This is a genomic window from Rhizobium sp. RU20A (assembly GCF_900155885.1).
In the GTDB taxonomy this organism is placed as follows: domain Bacteria; phylum Pseudomonadota; class Alphaproteobacteria; order Rhizobiales; family Rhizobiaceae; genus RU20A.
Window position 1 is genome coordinate 1,384,185 of the sequence record NZ_FTMB01000001.1, and the last position, 13,789, is coordinate 1,397,973.

Consider the following 13,789-nt stretch of genomic DNA (forward strand, 5'->3'; position numbering starts at 1 on the left):
GGATGCGAACGAGTTGCAAGAAATGCCGCCCTGAAACGGCATGACCGCCCGGCCCCGGTAGGGGATCGGACGGTCAATGGGCGGCTATATCGGCGAAGTCGGCGGGGATGTCAAAGGGGAAAGCGTGCAGTACAGAAATGTAAAAGCGGCATGGCAGTCGCCGGTCTGCTGGTCTTTCGCCGTGCTAAAGAACGGCCCGTTCCAGCGCCGTCGTCACCCACTTGTTGAGGCTGACCCCGGCGCGGCGGGCAGCCGTCGTCAGCGCACGATGCAAAGCCGGATCCGCGCGCACGATAAACTGCCCGGAAAACGGCTTCTCCGGCTCCTCACCACGTTCCCGGCACAAAGCAATGTAGTCTTCGATCGACTCGGCAAATGCCTGCTTCAGTTCGTCCGCCGAGCGCCCCTGAAAGGTGATGATATCGCGCAGATTCATCACCTCTCCATGGAAAAGGTTGGCTTCCTCATCGAATTCGACGACGGCCTCGTAGCCTTGGTGGTGCATCACTGTCATGGTTTGATCCCTGCTTCCGTCAGAAATCGTCGCATCGACTTGACCGCTCCCTTGTGCGTTTCCTTTTGCGGATGCGGACGATGGAAGACGGACCGCACACCGTTCAGCGCGACCCGCACACGCGAGCCCTGCCCTTCGGAAAGCTCAGCACCCAGCGAAACGAGAGGGGCCTCGATGTCACGCCATGCGATACCTGCCGGGACAGGCTCGGCAGATATCTGCGTCAGCGTGGCATGGTGGCGACGGTTCATGGCTGGCGACGATATCAAAAAATGATATCGTCACTATATGCTGATTTCAGCGCTGTGCAAGCAGACGCAGGGGCTCCTTCTGCCCCCGCGATCCGCTGCATTTCATCTCACGCCACCCGCGTCTTCGCATCCGCCCGCTTCGACAGCTTCGAAACCACGTTTTCGATCATGCGCATGCCGGCGTCGCCGCCGAGCGTCATGATGGATTCGGGGTGGAACTGCACCGCCGCCACCGGCTCCTTCATGTGCTCGATGCCCATGATGGTGCCGTCCTCGCTTTCGGCCGTGATCATAAACTCGGCGGGAAGCGTCGAGGGATCGGCGAAGATCGAGTGGTAGCGGCCGACCGTCACCTCGCGGCCAAGGCCGGAGAAGACGATGCCGGGTTCCAGCACGCGGATGCGCGAGGGCTTGCCGTGCATGGGGACGGCGAGTTGGCGCAGGTCCCCGCCATAGGCTTCGGCCAGTGCCTGCAGGCCGAGGCACACGCCGAAGATCGGCAGGTTGCGGGCCCGCGCCTTCTTGATCGTCGCCTTGCAGTCGAAATCCTTCGGGCTGCCGGGGCCGGGCGAGAGCACCACGAGATCCGGGTTGACGCTGTCGAACACCGCCTCCGGCACCGGCGTGCGCACGGTCACGACCTCGGCGCCCGTCTGGCGGAAATAGTTGGCAAGCGTATGCACGAAGCTGTCCTCGTGGTCGACGAGCAGGATCTTCACGCCGTCCCCGACGGCCTGCACATCCCGCGCGCCCTTGGCCGCGGAGTTCGACTTTGCATCACGGATCGCGGCGATCATGGCGGAGGCCTTCAGTTCGGTTTCGGCTTCTTCCTCTTCCGGCACGGAATCGTAGAGCAGCGTGGCGCCGGCCCTCACTTCCGCAATGCCATCCTTGATACGGATGGTGCGCAGCGTCAGACCGGTGTTCATGTCGCCATTGAAGCCGACCCAGCCCACAGCCCCGCCATACCAGGCGCGCGGGCTCTTCTCATGCGCTTCGATGAAGCGCATGGCCCACAATTTCGGCGCGCCGGTCACCGTCACGGCCCAGGCATGGCTGAGGAAACCATCAAAGGCGTCCATGTCGTCGCGAAGCCGGCCCTCGATATGGTCCACCGTGTGGATCAGGCGCGAATACATCTCGATCTGGCGGCGGCCGATGACCTTGACGGAGCCGGGCTCGCACACCCGGCTCTTGTCGTTCCGGTCCACGTCCGAGCACATGGTCAGCTCGGACTCGTCCTTCTTGGAATTCAGCAGCTTGAGGATCTGTTCGCTATCGGCAATCGGATCGTCGCCGCGCTTGATGGTACCGGAGATCGGGCAGGTCTCGATGCGCCGGCCCGACACGCGCACGAACATTTCCGGCGAGGCGCCGACCAGATATTCCTGATGGCCGAGATTGATGAAGAAGGAATAGGGCGAGGGATTGATCGCCTTCAGGCGGCGGGAAATCTCGGACGGCTTGCTCTCGCAGCGCTCGTAGAATTTCTGCCCCGGCACCACTTCGAAGAGATCGCCACGGCGGAAGCTTTCCTTCGCCTTGACGACGAGCTCGGCGTATTCGCCCGGACGATGGTCGCCATGCGGGGGAATGCTGTCGACGGTGCGGAAGGGTTCCGGCGCGATCGTCTCGGCCTTGCCCTCGGTCGTGAGGCTGCCCTTGGAAAAATCATAGCGGTTGATCCAGGCACGGGCCGAATAGTGGTCCACGACGAGGATTTCGTCCGGCAGGAACAGCACCATGTCGCGCTGGTCGTCGGGACGCGTCAGCTTGAGGTCGATGGCGTCGAACTGGAAGGCGAGATCGTAGCCGAAGGCGCCGTAAAGGCCGATGCTCGCATCCTCTTCCGAATGGAAAAGCTGGGTGATGGCGCGCAGAACCGTGAAGACGGTCGGCATCTTCGAGCGCTCTTCCTCGGTGAAGACGCGGTCGGGCAGGTTGACGGTGAGGTCGAGGCGCGTCGTGGTATGGGCGCCGAGCGTCAGGTCGGATACACCCTTCAGATGCGCCGCGATGATCTCCAGCAGCACCTCGCCGCGGCCATTATAGGCCTCGATCCACAGCGCTCGACCGAAGGAGGAAATGCCGAGCGGAGGGTCGACCACGGCTGTGTCCCAGCGCGTGTAGCGGCCCGGATATTCGTAGTTGGAGGAAAACACTGCGCCGCGGCGCTCGTCCATCCGGTCGATATAGGAAGAGATCGCCTCGGCATAATCGGCCTCGCGACGCTGGCGACGTACGGTGATACCGCCCTTCGTCCCGTAGCTTTCCGATCCATCCGCAAGAAGTGTGGTCGCCATTCTCAATCGCTCCGTCTCAGGCCCGACGTTCGCTGCGGCCCGGATACGAAAAAGCCGCCTCGAAATTCGGGCGGCTCTGGTTCCATTCACGCATGACTGGTCGAGGCCGCTTCAGCGAGCCCACCACCAACCGGAGATGTTGCGTGCCTGTGTCATGGGAAAACTGTTATCGCGAGTGGGGTGACCGCGCAAGCGGGGGCGCAGCCGATTTTTCGTGATCGGCTGCCCGTCATGGAAACGGCCCCGGACGGTGCCCGGGGCCGGCACGGCATCAGAACTTCTGCGAAAGCGAGATTTTGAACGTCCGGCCCGGCTCCGAATAGAATTCCGACGGCATCGACCCGCCGTTGCGCACGGACGAATAGTCGTAATAGGTCTTGTCGAGCACGTTGAAGATGCCGGCATTGACCTTCAGCCCCTTGAACTGCTCCGGCTCCCACCAGGCCGAGAGATCGACGATGCCATAGCCCGGCGTCTTGAAGTAGGTGACGTTCGAGCCGCTGCTCACCGTCTGTCCACGTGCCGCCGCAACGCCGATCCAGTCGAGACCGACGCCCCACTCACCCGCATCGTAATCGATGCCCAGCACGACCTTTGTGGGCGCGACGGAGGCAAGGAAGGTGTCGTTGGTCAGGTCGTTGCCACGGGCATAGGCCACCGCGCCGCGCAGCGTGATGCCGTTGTCGAAGCGCTTGTGGGCCGAAAGCTCCGCACCGTAGATCTCCGCCTTGGCGATGTTGGAATACTGCGTGATGCCGCCCTGCGGATAGGCCGCCAGCGTATAGCCGGCCGCAGCCGCCTCGGCCGCATTCAGGGCACGTGGGTCGATGAAGTTGCGGTAGCGGTTGTAGAAGGCGGACACACGGGCGCCGAGATCGTCATCGCCGATATTGGCGCCGAGTTCGATGCCGTTGCTGGTCTCGGACTGGAGCGCGGGGTTGCCGAGTCTCAGATAGGTGCCTGGACCGCCGAAGACGGCGTAGAGTTCACCCGCCGTCGGGGCACGGAAGCCCATGGCCCACTGGGCGTAGAGCTCCACCGTCTCGCTCGGCTGGTAGCCAAGACGCAGCTTGGGCGAAATCGCGGTGTCGTCGAAGCCGGCGGGAAGTGCCGGGCGGTTGGCATTGTTGGCGTAACCCTCGGTCATGACGGGTGAATGCTCGATCCAGTCGAAGCGCGCACCGGGCGTCAGCGTGAAGCCGGAGGTGCCGAGCGCAATGCGGTCTTCCAGCGAAAGACCGATCCTGTTGCTCTCCACCTTCGGCGTATCGGCCTGGTTGGTATGGAGATTGGCGCAGGCCGTGAAGGCGCCGGTGTAAGGCAGGCGGCAATTGTCAGCACCGGCGGAATATTGTTCGCTGCTCGACGTCGCGAGGTCCCAGCCGAAGGAGAAGCGGTGCTCGAGGCCGCCAAGCTCCAGCGCCTTCTCCGCCGTGCCGACCGCACCCCAGGTCTTCTCGTCATAGGTATTGTCGCGCACGATCGGGCCGATGACCGAGGTGGAGCGGTACCCGATGTAACCGTTGCCGCGCAGTTGGTTCATCCAGTAGACGGAGGCGGCCACGCGGTCGAACAGCGTGCCCTCTTCCTCCGCCTCGAAGGCGTAGTCGAGCGAGAGGCGGTCGCGGTCACTATCGTCCGTCGTCGTGTAATTGCCGGGCCGATAGTTGCCCGTCAGCGACTGGCTGGTGCGCGCATCCGTATCGCGGTCCTTGCGATAGCGTTCGGCGGTGACGCCGAACATATGGCCACCTTCGGCGTGGTGGCGCAGCTTCACCAGCACGTTGTTCTGGTCGTAATCCGACGGGTTCGCCTCGGTGCGGGTCGTGCCGTAGGTGTCGATCGTGCCCTGGTTCTTGCGCTCGTGGCCGCGCCGATAGCCGCCCTGGACGAGGATCGCGGTATCGCCGAAGGACTTCGCGAAGGCCGCCGTCGGGCTGAAGCTCGTGTCGGCGCTGTCATAGGTAAAGCTCCAGGCCCCGCCCCAGTCCTTGCCGTCGCGGATCAGGTCTTCCGGCTCCAGCGTGGAGAGGGCGAGGATGCCGCCGAGTGCGCCCGAACCGCCACGGCTCGAATCGGCGCCGCGCACCACGCTGACGGAGGCGAGCGAGGAAAAATCGAAACTGTCGACACCGCCATCGGCATCGCGGGTCGCATCCTGCAGATAGGGCACCGGAATGCCGTCGATCGTCGTCAGCACGCGCACGCCTTCAAGGCCGCGGATATTCACCGCGCCGGTGGTGCGGTTGAAGTTGACGCCCGGCTCCAGCGTGCGGCCGAGATCGTTGATGTCGGTCACCTGCCGGTCGGCGATCGCCTCGGCCTCGACAGTGGTCGCAACCGGCGTGTCGGTCACGCCGATCCGCTTGCCCTTGACGGAAATCTTCTTCAGCGGCGTCGCGGTCCCCTGCTGCGCAGCCTCCTGCGCCAATGCCGGTGCGGCACACGAAACGGAAACGAGCGCAATCGCCGTGCAGGCGCGCAGCATCGAGCGGGAAAGCCGGAGCATCATAACCAATCCTTTGAGACGACAGGACCGGGCTGGCGAGGCGCGTAAGAACGCTCATGGCTGGCTGGGTCGAAGGGCGCGGGTGCGGCCAGACGGCCGCCCGATTTCTGTCACTTAAAAAACATGATTGCGTTAGTCAAGAAATAAAAAGGCTGTCCCCGCTCGTGCTCTTGCGCCTGTCCACAACCCCGGCCGGGCGGCAGGGCGGACATTGCCTGGCGAACGAATGCCGCGCACCCGCGTTCCTCTTCCGCATCGATCGCAAGGAGCCAGACATGATGGCACATCTGACGAGAGCCCTCCTGGTCACCGCCGCGCTGTTTTGCGCGCAGGCAAGCGTGGCTGCCGAACTGCCGCCGAAAGGCCCCCTGCCCGATCCAAAGCCGGTGACGGATGAGGCCAAGACGCCGGAGAACGCCGCCACTCCGCTGCCTGTCGAGAAGCCCGCGCAGGACAAGCCGGATGCAACCCCGGCCGATGCAACCAGCGGGGCGACACCCGAGAAAAAGTCCGGCGAGCAAACCAAGCAGGCAGCGCCGGACAGGCCGGGGGAAACCGCGCCCGAGGCGGAGAAGAATACCGAACCCGACAAATCCGAGGACGCCGAGTCATCCGCAGCCATCATTCCCCCGACCCCGGCCGATGACGCGGCCTGCCGCGCCGAGCTGCAAGCGCTCGGCACCCGGTTCGCTACCGCCAAGCCGATCGACGATGGCGAGGGCTGTGGCATCGCCGCACCGATCACGGTGACGGAAATCCTGCCGGGCATAACCTTGGCACCGGAGGGGGTGATGGGCTGCCACGCCGCCCGCGCGCTCGCCCGCTGGACGAAGGAAACGGTGATCCCGACCGCCAGCCTCGCCGGTGAAACCGCCACCGTGACGTCGATCGAGCAGGCCTCGGCCTATGTGTGCAAACGCCGCAACGGTGCGGCGACGGGCAAGATGTCCGAGCATGCCCACGGCAATGCCGTCGACATCGCTGCCATTGTCTTTTCCGACGGCAAAAGGCTGGAGATGAAGCCGCGAGAGGAAGACGGAACCATGGAGGGCGCCCTGCAGCGCAGCCTCACGGCGGCTGCCTGCCTGCATTTTTCCACCGTGCTCTCCCCCGGCAGCGACGCCACGCACGAAACGCATCTGCATCTCGACACGCTGGAGCGCCAGGGCGGCTTTCGCTATTGCCGCTGATCGGCCACCAGCGGCGGCGACCGAAACCGGTCAGCGGGCAAGAACGTCGCGCATTTCCACGAGGTTGGAGCGGGCGCGCAGGATGTAGAAGCCCATGGTGGAGAGGTGGTTCGGCATGATCCAGCCGTCTTCGGCGCCATTGGAGATGATCAGCGGCTGAATGCGCAGGGCAGCCCTGAGTTGCTTCAGCGTCTCGGTATAGAGCGGCCCGATATTGCGCTGCTGGATCACCGTCTGGAAGTCGGCCCGGGCGGCGCTGAGGATGCCGTAATAGCCGTAGAGCTGGCCATAGGCGAACCAAAAGCGGTCGTCGGCCCGTGTATCGAACCAGCCGGCGCTGTGCAGTTCCGAACGTTCGCGCAGGATCGACGAGGTGTCGCCGATATCGCTGGTGATGCGGTCGATGAACTCAACCAGATTGTCGGCGCGCGCATCGAAGATCGCCGCGCAGCTCGCCAGCGTGTTGTCGAAGAGGCGCAGATCCCGCGCCGCAGCCCGGTAATAGCTCGGGCTCGGCGTCTTCGGGCCGAACGGGTTGAGGCCGAAATACCAGCTCTCCTCGTCGAACTGCATGTTGCCGCGCGCCGCCTGGAGATTGGTGTTGATGCCCGACGTGCCACGCATGCGGCCGAGCGAATCGACCAGCTCCACCGTCGTGCGGCGGATCGCCTGGTTCACGCCGCGCTGGAACGAGGCCTTGTTGTCGAGAAAGGGCGTGTGATCCCAGTCGATGCCGAAGAGGCCGAGCTTGTAGAGCAGCATGGAGGAAACCCACGCATTCTCGTCCACATTGAAGTCGATGAGGCCGGCCGTGACATTCACGATCGCCGAGCGCTGGCAGGTCTGGGCCGCAGGTTGGGCCGGAGCGGCCGTTGTCGTGCCCGTCTCGGCGGATGAGGTCGAAGGTGCCGGCGCGGCCGTCGCCGGCAGCGTGGTGCCGGCATCGACCGTCTGTTCGGACAGCCGGTAGGCATCGACATAATCAGGATTGAAATTCGTCCAGGACTGGGTCTGGACGATGAAATAGCCGTAGCCGATGACGATGGCGAGCGCGATGACCGCGATCGGCCCCTTGACGACCCAGCGCCGTGCCGAAAACCACCGGCCGGCCGCCACGAAGGGTCGGCCGATCAGATAGGCGATGCGCTGGAAGAAGGCGACGACGGGTTCAAGCATCGCGAGCTCTATCCTTTTGTAAGGGCGTCCGTCCGGCAGTCTGTTTTTAGCGGCGGGCGCCTGTGGGTCTGGCGCTTCAGATATGGCCTCGACCGCGCGGCGACAACACGCACCGCGCGGTTATTTTGCCACGGGACGATGAGGCCCAGTCTCCGGCACCGCGCCGAAGCGCTGCTGTTACTTCACCGGCGCCTTGAGATAGGCGATGACATTGGCGACATCTTCGGGCGTCTTGAGGCCGACGAAAGCCATCTTGGTTTTCGGGACCACGCCCTTCGGCGAAAGAAGGTACTGCGCCAATGTCGCCTCGTCCCAGACCTTGCCGCCGGCACCGAAGCTCGTCATCGCCTCGGAATATTTGTAACCCTCGACGGTCGCGATGGGGCGTCCGACAATGCCCATCAGGCTCGGGCCGACCTTGTTCTTCGGTTCGACAGCCGTGTGACAGGCGGCACATTTGGCGAACACCGTCTTGCCCGCGGCGGCGTCGCCATCGGCCCATGCGGATTGGGCAACGAGACCGGCGGCAGCCAGTGAGAGAGCAAAGACGAGGGATGATTTCATGGACATGCGCGGCGGTCTCCTTGGAGGTCGGGAAGAGCACGTGGAAATGTGCTCATTCTGCCGTTAGCGCCCGGCCGCGTCACCTGCCTTGCGCCAGATCAATGGCCGTTCATCTTGTCTTCCCAGTGCCGCCGGCAGAAGGGCACGTATTTCTCGTTGCCACCCACCTCGACCTGCGCGCCCTCGCGCACCACCGACCCATCCGGTGACAGCCGCACGACCATGGTGGCCTTGCGCCCGCAATGGCAGATGCTGCGCACCTCGCGCATCTCGTCGGCAATGGCGAGCAGTGCCTGCGAGCCGGGAAACAGCTTGCCCTGGAAATCGGTTCTGAGCCCATAGCACATGACGGGAATGCCGACCCGGTCGGCGATCCGCGCCAACTGCCAGGCCTGCGCCTCGGAGAGAAACTGCGCTTCATCGACGAAGACGCAGGCGACCTCGGCCTCGGCGTGGAGATGGACGATCATCTCGAACAGATTGTCGTCCGTCTCGAATGCCAGCGCGTCGGAGGAAAGGCCGATCCGCGAGGAGATCCGGCCGCGTCCGGCGCGGTCGTCGAAGCCGGCAATCAGGATCACCGTGCGCATGCCGCGCTCCTGGTAATTGTAGGAGGCCTGCAGCAGCATGGTGGATTTGCCGGCATTCATGGTGGCATAATTGAAATAGAGCTTGGCCATACGCGGTCTCCGTCGTCATCCGACCCCATGGCGAAGTGGCGCAAAGAACACCAGCGCCCCGGCGAAGAGACCACAGAATTTTCGCTCCCGGCTGGCAATTAATTGAGCCATGCGACATTTTGCGTCGCATGTCGGAACCGACGCGCGACACACTGGCCATACACTTGCCGCCGATCAAGGTGCTTGAAACAGGGCGCCATTGGTGATTGGCTAAAAGAAGAAACACAGGGGAATGATGTGATGACTACCGCCACCAAAATGCTCTTTGCCGCTGCCGTCTCCGTCGCGGCCCTTTCGACCAATGCGGCTTTCGCCGCCGACGCCGAAAGCTGCAAGACCGTCCGCTTCTCCGACGTCGGCTGGACCGACATCACCGCAACGACCGCAACGACGGCCGTCGTGCTGAAGGCCCTCGGATACGAGCCGACCATCACCGTTCTCTCCGTACCGGTCACCTACCAGTCCCTGAAGAACAAGGACATCGACGTCTTCCTCGGCAACTGGATGCCGGCCCAGGAAAAGGACGTCACGCCCTACCTTGAGGAAAAGACCGTCGTTTCCATCGGCGCGAATCTCGAAGGCGCCAAGTACACGCTCGCCACCAACGCCAAGGGCGCCGAACTCGGCATCAAGGACTTCGCCGACATCGGCAAGCACAAGGATGCGCTGGACGGCAAGATCTACGGCATCGAGCCCGGCAATGACGGCAACCGCCTCGTCATGGGCCTGATCGAAAAGAACGAGATGGGCATGGGTGGCCTGGAGCTCGTCGAGTCTTCGGAGCAGGGCATGCTGGCGCAGGTCGCCCGCGCCGAAAAGGACGGCAAGCCGGTCGTCTTCCTCGGCTGGGCACCGCACCCGATGAACAACACCTTCCAGATGACCTACCTCACCGGCGGCGACAGCACCTTCGGCCCGAATTTCGGCGGCGCGACGGTCTACACCAACACCCGCGCCGGCTTTGTCGAGGACTGCCCGAACGTGGGCAAGTTCATCACCAACCTCAAGTTCTCCCTCGACATGGAGAACGCCATCATGGGCAAGATCCTCAATGACGGGGAAGACCCGGAAGTAGCCGCCACCGAATGGCTGAAGGCAAACGGCGCTGCCGTTGAGCCGTGGCTTGCCGGTGTCACCACCTTCGACGGCAAACCGGCAGGCGAGGCTGTGAAAGCCGCCCTTGGCCTCTGATGGGTGCATGTGCGGGTCGCTTCGGCGGCCCGCTTCGCTTCTCCCCCGTTCTCTTTGATCTGGCAGGTGTCACCCCGTGAACTTCCTCCCCGAATGGATGGTCGATTCCAGCGGCAAGCTGAAAATCGGCGTTTTTGCCAAGAACTTCGTGGATTGGCTGACCGCCAATGCCAGCTGGTTCTTCGACTGGCTCTCCGCTGTCCTCTCCCGCGCGATCGACGGCATCCTCTTCGTGCTGCAATGGCCACACGCCTTTGTCCTGATCGCGCTGTTCACGGCCCTTTCATGGTATCTGCGGCGCTCCATCGGCGCGGCGCTCTTCACCTGTCTCGGGCTCCTGCTCATCTATAATCAGGGCTACTGGAAGGAAACGACCGAGACGCTGGCGCTCGTCGGTGCCTCGGCCGGCGTCAGCATGCTGATCGGGGTACCGCTCGGCATCGCCGCGGCCCGTCGCCCCTGGTTCTACGCCTTCCTGAGGCCGGTGCTCGACCTCATGCAGACGATCCCGACCTTCGTCTACCTGATCCCGGCCCTCATCCTTTTTGGCCTCGGCATGGTGCCCGGCCTCATTGCCACCGTCATCTTCGCAATTCCCGCGCCGATCCGCATGACCCGTCTCGGCGTCGTCTCAACCCCGCCGTCGCTGGTGGAAGCTGCAGTTGCCTTCGGCGCAACGCCCATGCAGGTGCTGCGCAAGGTGGAACTGCCCTATGCCACCCCGCAGATCATGGCCGGCCTGACCCAGACCATCATGCTCTCGCTGTCGATGGTGGTCATTGCCGCCCTCGTCGGCGCCAGCGGCCTCGGTGTGCCCGTCGTACGCGCGCTCAACACCGTCAACATCGCCCGCGGTTTCGAGGCAGGCCTCTGCATCGTCATCCTCGCCATCATCCTTGACCGAATGTTCCGGACGGAAAGCGCGGAGGACCCAGCATGAGCGACGCCGTCATCTTTGGAAATGTGGATATCATCTTCGGCGACAATCCGGCCAAGGCGCTGGAAATGGTCGATCAGGGCAAGACCCGCGACGAGATCGGTGCCGCCACCGGCCTGGTGCTCGGCGTCGCCGGCGCCTCGCTGACGGTCCGGGAGGGCGAGATCCTCGTGCTCATGGGCCTGTCCGGCTCCGGCAAGTCGACCCTGCTGCGCGCCGTCAACGGTCTTGCGCCGGTCGTGCGCGGCAATGTCAGCGTCAAGACGGCCAACGGCAATGTCGATCCCTACAAGGCCAGCGCCAAGGTCCTGCGCGACCTTCGCATGAACACCGTCTCGATGGTGTTCCAGCAATTCGCGCTGCTGCCCTGGCGCACCGTTGCCGAAAACGTCGGCTTCGGCCTGGAACTTGCCGGCGTGCCGGATGCCGAACGTCATCGCCGGGTCAAGACGCAGCTGGAGCTCGTCAACCTCGCCAAATGGGCCGATCGGCGCGTCGGCGAACTCTCCGGCGGCATGCAGCAGCGCGTGGGCCTTGCCCGCGCCTTTGCGACGGAAGCACCGATCCTGCTGATGGACGAGCCCTTCTCGGCGCTTGATCCGCTGATCCGCAGCCGTTTGCAGGACGAGTTGCTCGAATTCCAGTCGCGCCTCAAGAAGACAATCCTCTTCGTCAGCCACGACCTCGACGAAGCCTTCCGCATCGGCAATCGCATCGCCATCATGGAAGGCGGGCGCATCATCCAGTGCGGCACGCCGCAGGAGATCGTCAAGAACCCGGCCAACCAATATGTCGCCGACTTCGTCCAGCACATGAACCCGATCACCATGCTGACCGCCAAGGATGTGATGCAGGCCGGAGCGGTGCGCAGCGAAGCCGGCGGGGTGACGGCAACGGCAAAGCCGAACACGCCTTTGATCGATGTGCTCGATGCCATGTCCCGCCAGCCGGGCGCGATCGGCGTTGTCGACAATGGCGCCGTCATCGGCACGATCACGGCCCAGAACGTCGTGGAGGGGCTGACGCGCCATCGCGGCCGCGAGGCCGGATAAGGCCTCCCCTCACGCCGATACCGCCAAAAATTGTGACGCCTCATCAGACAACCTCTGGGATTATTCACGAATTCGTGAGCAGGAAAACTCTGACTTGGTTTTACAGGCCGCACTTGTCATACCAGTGGTATGACCAATCCAGAACCGGCCGACAGACCTTCCGTGCTCCGGGACACGGATGACGAGGCGCGCAAGCTTGCGCGTCTTCTGCTACAGGAAGCCCGAAGTGTCGCGCTTGCGACGGTGGAGCCGGCAACGACCGGATTTCCCTTCGTCAGCCGTGTCCTGATGGGCCTCGACTGCGACGGCCGCCCGACCCTGCTCGTCTCGGGCCTGTCGGCCCATACGCGCGCGCTCGACGCCGACCCGCGGTGCTCGCTGCTGGCCGGAGATCCGGGCAAGGGCGATCCCCTCGCCTATCCGCGCCTGACGTTGCAATGCCGGGCCGTTCCGGTGGCGCGCGACAGCGACGACCATGTCCGCATCCGGGCCCGTTTCCTGCGTCGCCATCCGAAGGCGAAGCTCTACGCTGATTTCCCCGACTTTCGCTTTTTCCGGCTCGAGCCCGAGCGCGCCAGCCTCAACGGTGGATTCGGGCGCGCCTATGTGCTGGATGGCGGCGATTTCCTCTACGACAGTCCGGCTATTGTGGCGCTCTCCGCCCTGGAGGCTGAGGCTATTGACCATATGAATACGGACCATCGGGAAACAATCGCGGCCTATGCGCGTCTTTACCTGCAGGATGAGACCCAGGATTGGCAGATCGTCGGGATTGATATCACAGGCATTGATCTGGCAAGCGGAGACCAGTTGCGCCACATCAACTTCGAAGAACCGGTACGTGACGTAACAACATTACGGAATGCTTTCAAATATCTTCGAACTGAAGAGAAAAAGCCCCCCAAAAATTAGCCATCGACGGTTGTCCTTTGTCGAGCGGGGCTTAAATATCGTTTGGCCGAATCCGTAAGTGTGGGACAACGGATTCGGCATGGAGATAAAAATGTACGAAATTACACCTGAACAGAACGAGTTTGCGGAGGCTGCGGCGAACTTTCTGTCTGCCATGGCGAATCCGAAGAGATTGCTGATCCTGTCGTCTTTGATGGAGACCGAGATGCCGGTCGGCGCGCTGGCCATGCGGGTCGGCCTCAGCCAGTCGGCTTTGTCGCAGCATCTCTCGAAGTTGCGCGCGCAGAACCTCGTCTCGACCCGTCGTGATGCACAGACGATCTATTATTCGACGTCGTCGGAGGCCGTTGCGAAGGTGCTGCACACGATCACCGACATTTTCGGTGAAGGCCTGCCCCATGGCAGGCAGAAAACCGCAGCCGAGACGGCTGGTTTGCGCGCTGCGAAGGCGTGAACCGAAATCCGGCCGGCGCACGAGAGGCGCCCGGACCGTTGATGTAAAAAACCAAT

At 63.4% G+C, this 13,789-nt stretch carries 13 protein-coding genes; 6 read left to right on the forward strand and 7 right to left on the reverse strand.

Annotated elements, in window-relative coordinates; genetic code table 11:
- Positions 1-184: 184 nt before the first annotated feature.
- The 4 genes from F3H41_RS06665 to F3H41_RS06680 form a co-directional block, all read right to left on the reverse strand.
- Entirely contained in the window at positions 185-514 is a 330-nt protein-coding gene (locus F3H41_RS06665) for a type II toxin-antitoxin system HicB family antitoxin (RefSeq protein ID WP_188129357.1), read from the reverse strand.
- Positions 511-765 (reverse strand): type II toxin-antitoxin system HicA family toxin, encoded by a 255-nt coding sequence (locus tag F3H41_RS06670; RefSeq protein WP_149737790.1) that lies wholly within the window; start codon positions 763-765, stop codon positions 511-513. The genes F3H41_RS06665 and F3H41_RS06670 overlap by 4 nt, the downstream gene beginning before the upstream one ends.
- Before the next feature lie 107 nt (positions 766-872).
- Entirely contained in the window at positions 873-3,068 is a 2,196-nt protein-coding gene (locus F3H41_RS06675; RefSeq protein WP_149737791.1) for an anthranilate synthase, read from the reverse strand.
- A gap of 271 nt (positions 3,069-3,339) precedes the next feature.
- On the reverse strand, positions 3,340-5,577 hold the full coding sequence (locus tag F3H41_RS06680; RefSeq protein ID WP_348532480.1) for a TonB-dependent hemoglobin/transferrin/lactoferrin family receptor: 2,238 nt from the start codon (positions 5,575-5,577) through the stop codon (positions 3,340-3,342).
- Positions 5,578-5,633: 56 nt separating this feature from the next.
- On the opposite strand from F3H41_RS06680, the gene F3H41_RS06685 reads away from it, so the two are divergent.
- Positions 5,634-6,767, forward strand: a complete 1,134-nt coding sequence (locus F3H41_RS06685) for an extensin family protein (RefSeq protein ID WP_244616086.1) — start codon at positions 5,634-5,636, stop codon at positions 6,765-6,767.
- Between the two features lie 30 nt (positions 6,768-6,797).
- On the opposite strand, the gene F3H41_RS06690 is transcribed toward F3H41_RS06685, so the two are convergent.
- The 3 genes from F3H41_RS06690 to F3H41_RS06700 all read right to left on the reverse strand — a co-directional run bounded on the left by F3H41_RS06690 (position 6,798) and on the right by F3H41_RS06700 (position 9,187).
- Entirely contained in the window at positions 6,798-7,943 is a 1,146-nt protein-coding gene (locus tag F3H41_RS06690) for a DUF2333 family protein (RefSeq protein WP_149737793.1), read from the reverse strand.
- A gap of 177 nt (positions 7,944-8,120) precedes the next feature.
- Positions 8,121-8,507, reverse strand: a complete 387-nt coding sequence (locus F3H41_RS06695; RefSeq protein WP_149738244.1) for a cytochrome c family protein — start codon at positions 8,505-8,507, stop codon at positions 8,121-8,123.
- Between the two features lie 98 nt (positions 8,508-8,605).
- Entirely contained in the window at positions 8,606-9,187 is a 582-nt protein-coding gene (locus tag F3H41_RS06700; protein WP_149737794.1) for a thymidine kinase, read from the reverse strand.
- Between the two features lie 240 nt (positions 9,188-9,427).
- On the opposite strand from F3H41_RS06700, the gene F3H41_RS06705 reads away from it, so the two are divergent.
- The 5 genes from F3H41_RS06705 (at position 9,428) to F3H41_RS06725 (ending at position 13,733) form a co-directional block, all read left to right on the forward strand.
- On the forward strand, positions 9,428-10,378 hold the full coding sequence (locus tag F3H41_RS06705) for a choline ABC transporter substrate-binding protein (protein ID WP_149737795.1): 951 nt from the start codon (positions 9,428-9,430) through the stop codon (positions 10,376-10,378).
- Between the two features lie 97 nt (positions 10,379-10,475).
- Complete coding sequence (gene choW / locus F3H41_RS06710) at positions 10,476-11,318, forward strand: choline ABC transporter permease subunit (RefSeq protein ID WP_149738245.1); 843 nt, start codon at positions 10,476-10,478, stop codon at positions 11,316-11,318.
- On the forward strand, positions 11,315-12,367 hold the full coding sequence (gene choV / locus F3H41_RS06715) for a choline ABC transporter ATP-binding protein (protein ID WP_149737796.1): 1,053 nt from the start codon (positions 11,315-11,317) through the stop codon (positions 12,365-12,367). The genes choW and choV overlap by 4 nt, the downstream gene beginning before the upstream one ends.
- Positions 12,368-12,496: 129 nt before the next feature.
- The gene (locus F3H41_RS06720) at positions 12,497-13,279 is read left to right on the forward strand and encodes a DUF2470 domain-containing protein (protein WP_149737797.1); all 783 of its coding nucleotides are present in this window, start codon (positions 12,497-12,499) and stop codon (positions 13,277-13,279) included.
- Between the two features lie 91 nt (positions 13,280-13,370).
- On the forward strand, positions 13,371-13,733 hold the full coding sequence (locus F3H41_RS06725; protein WP_149738246.1) for a metalloregulator ArsR/SmtB family transcription factor: 363 nt from the start codon (positions 13,371-13,373) through the stop codon (positions 13,731-13,733).
- Positions 13,734-13,789 lie beyond the last annotated feature (56 nt).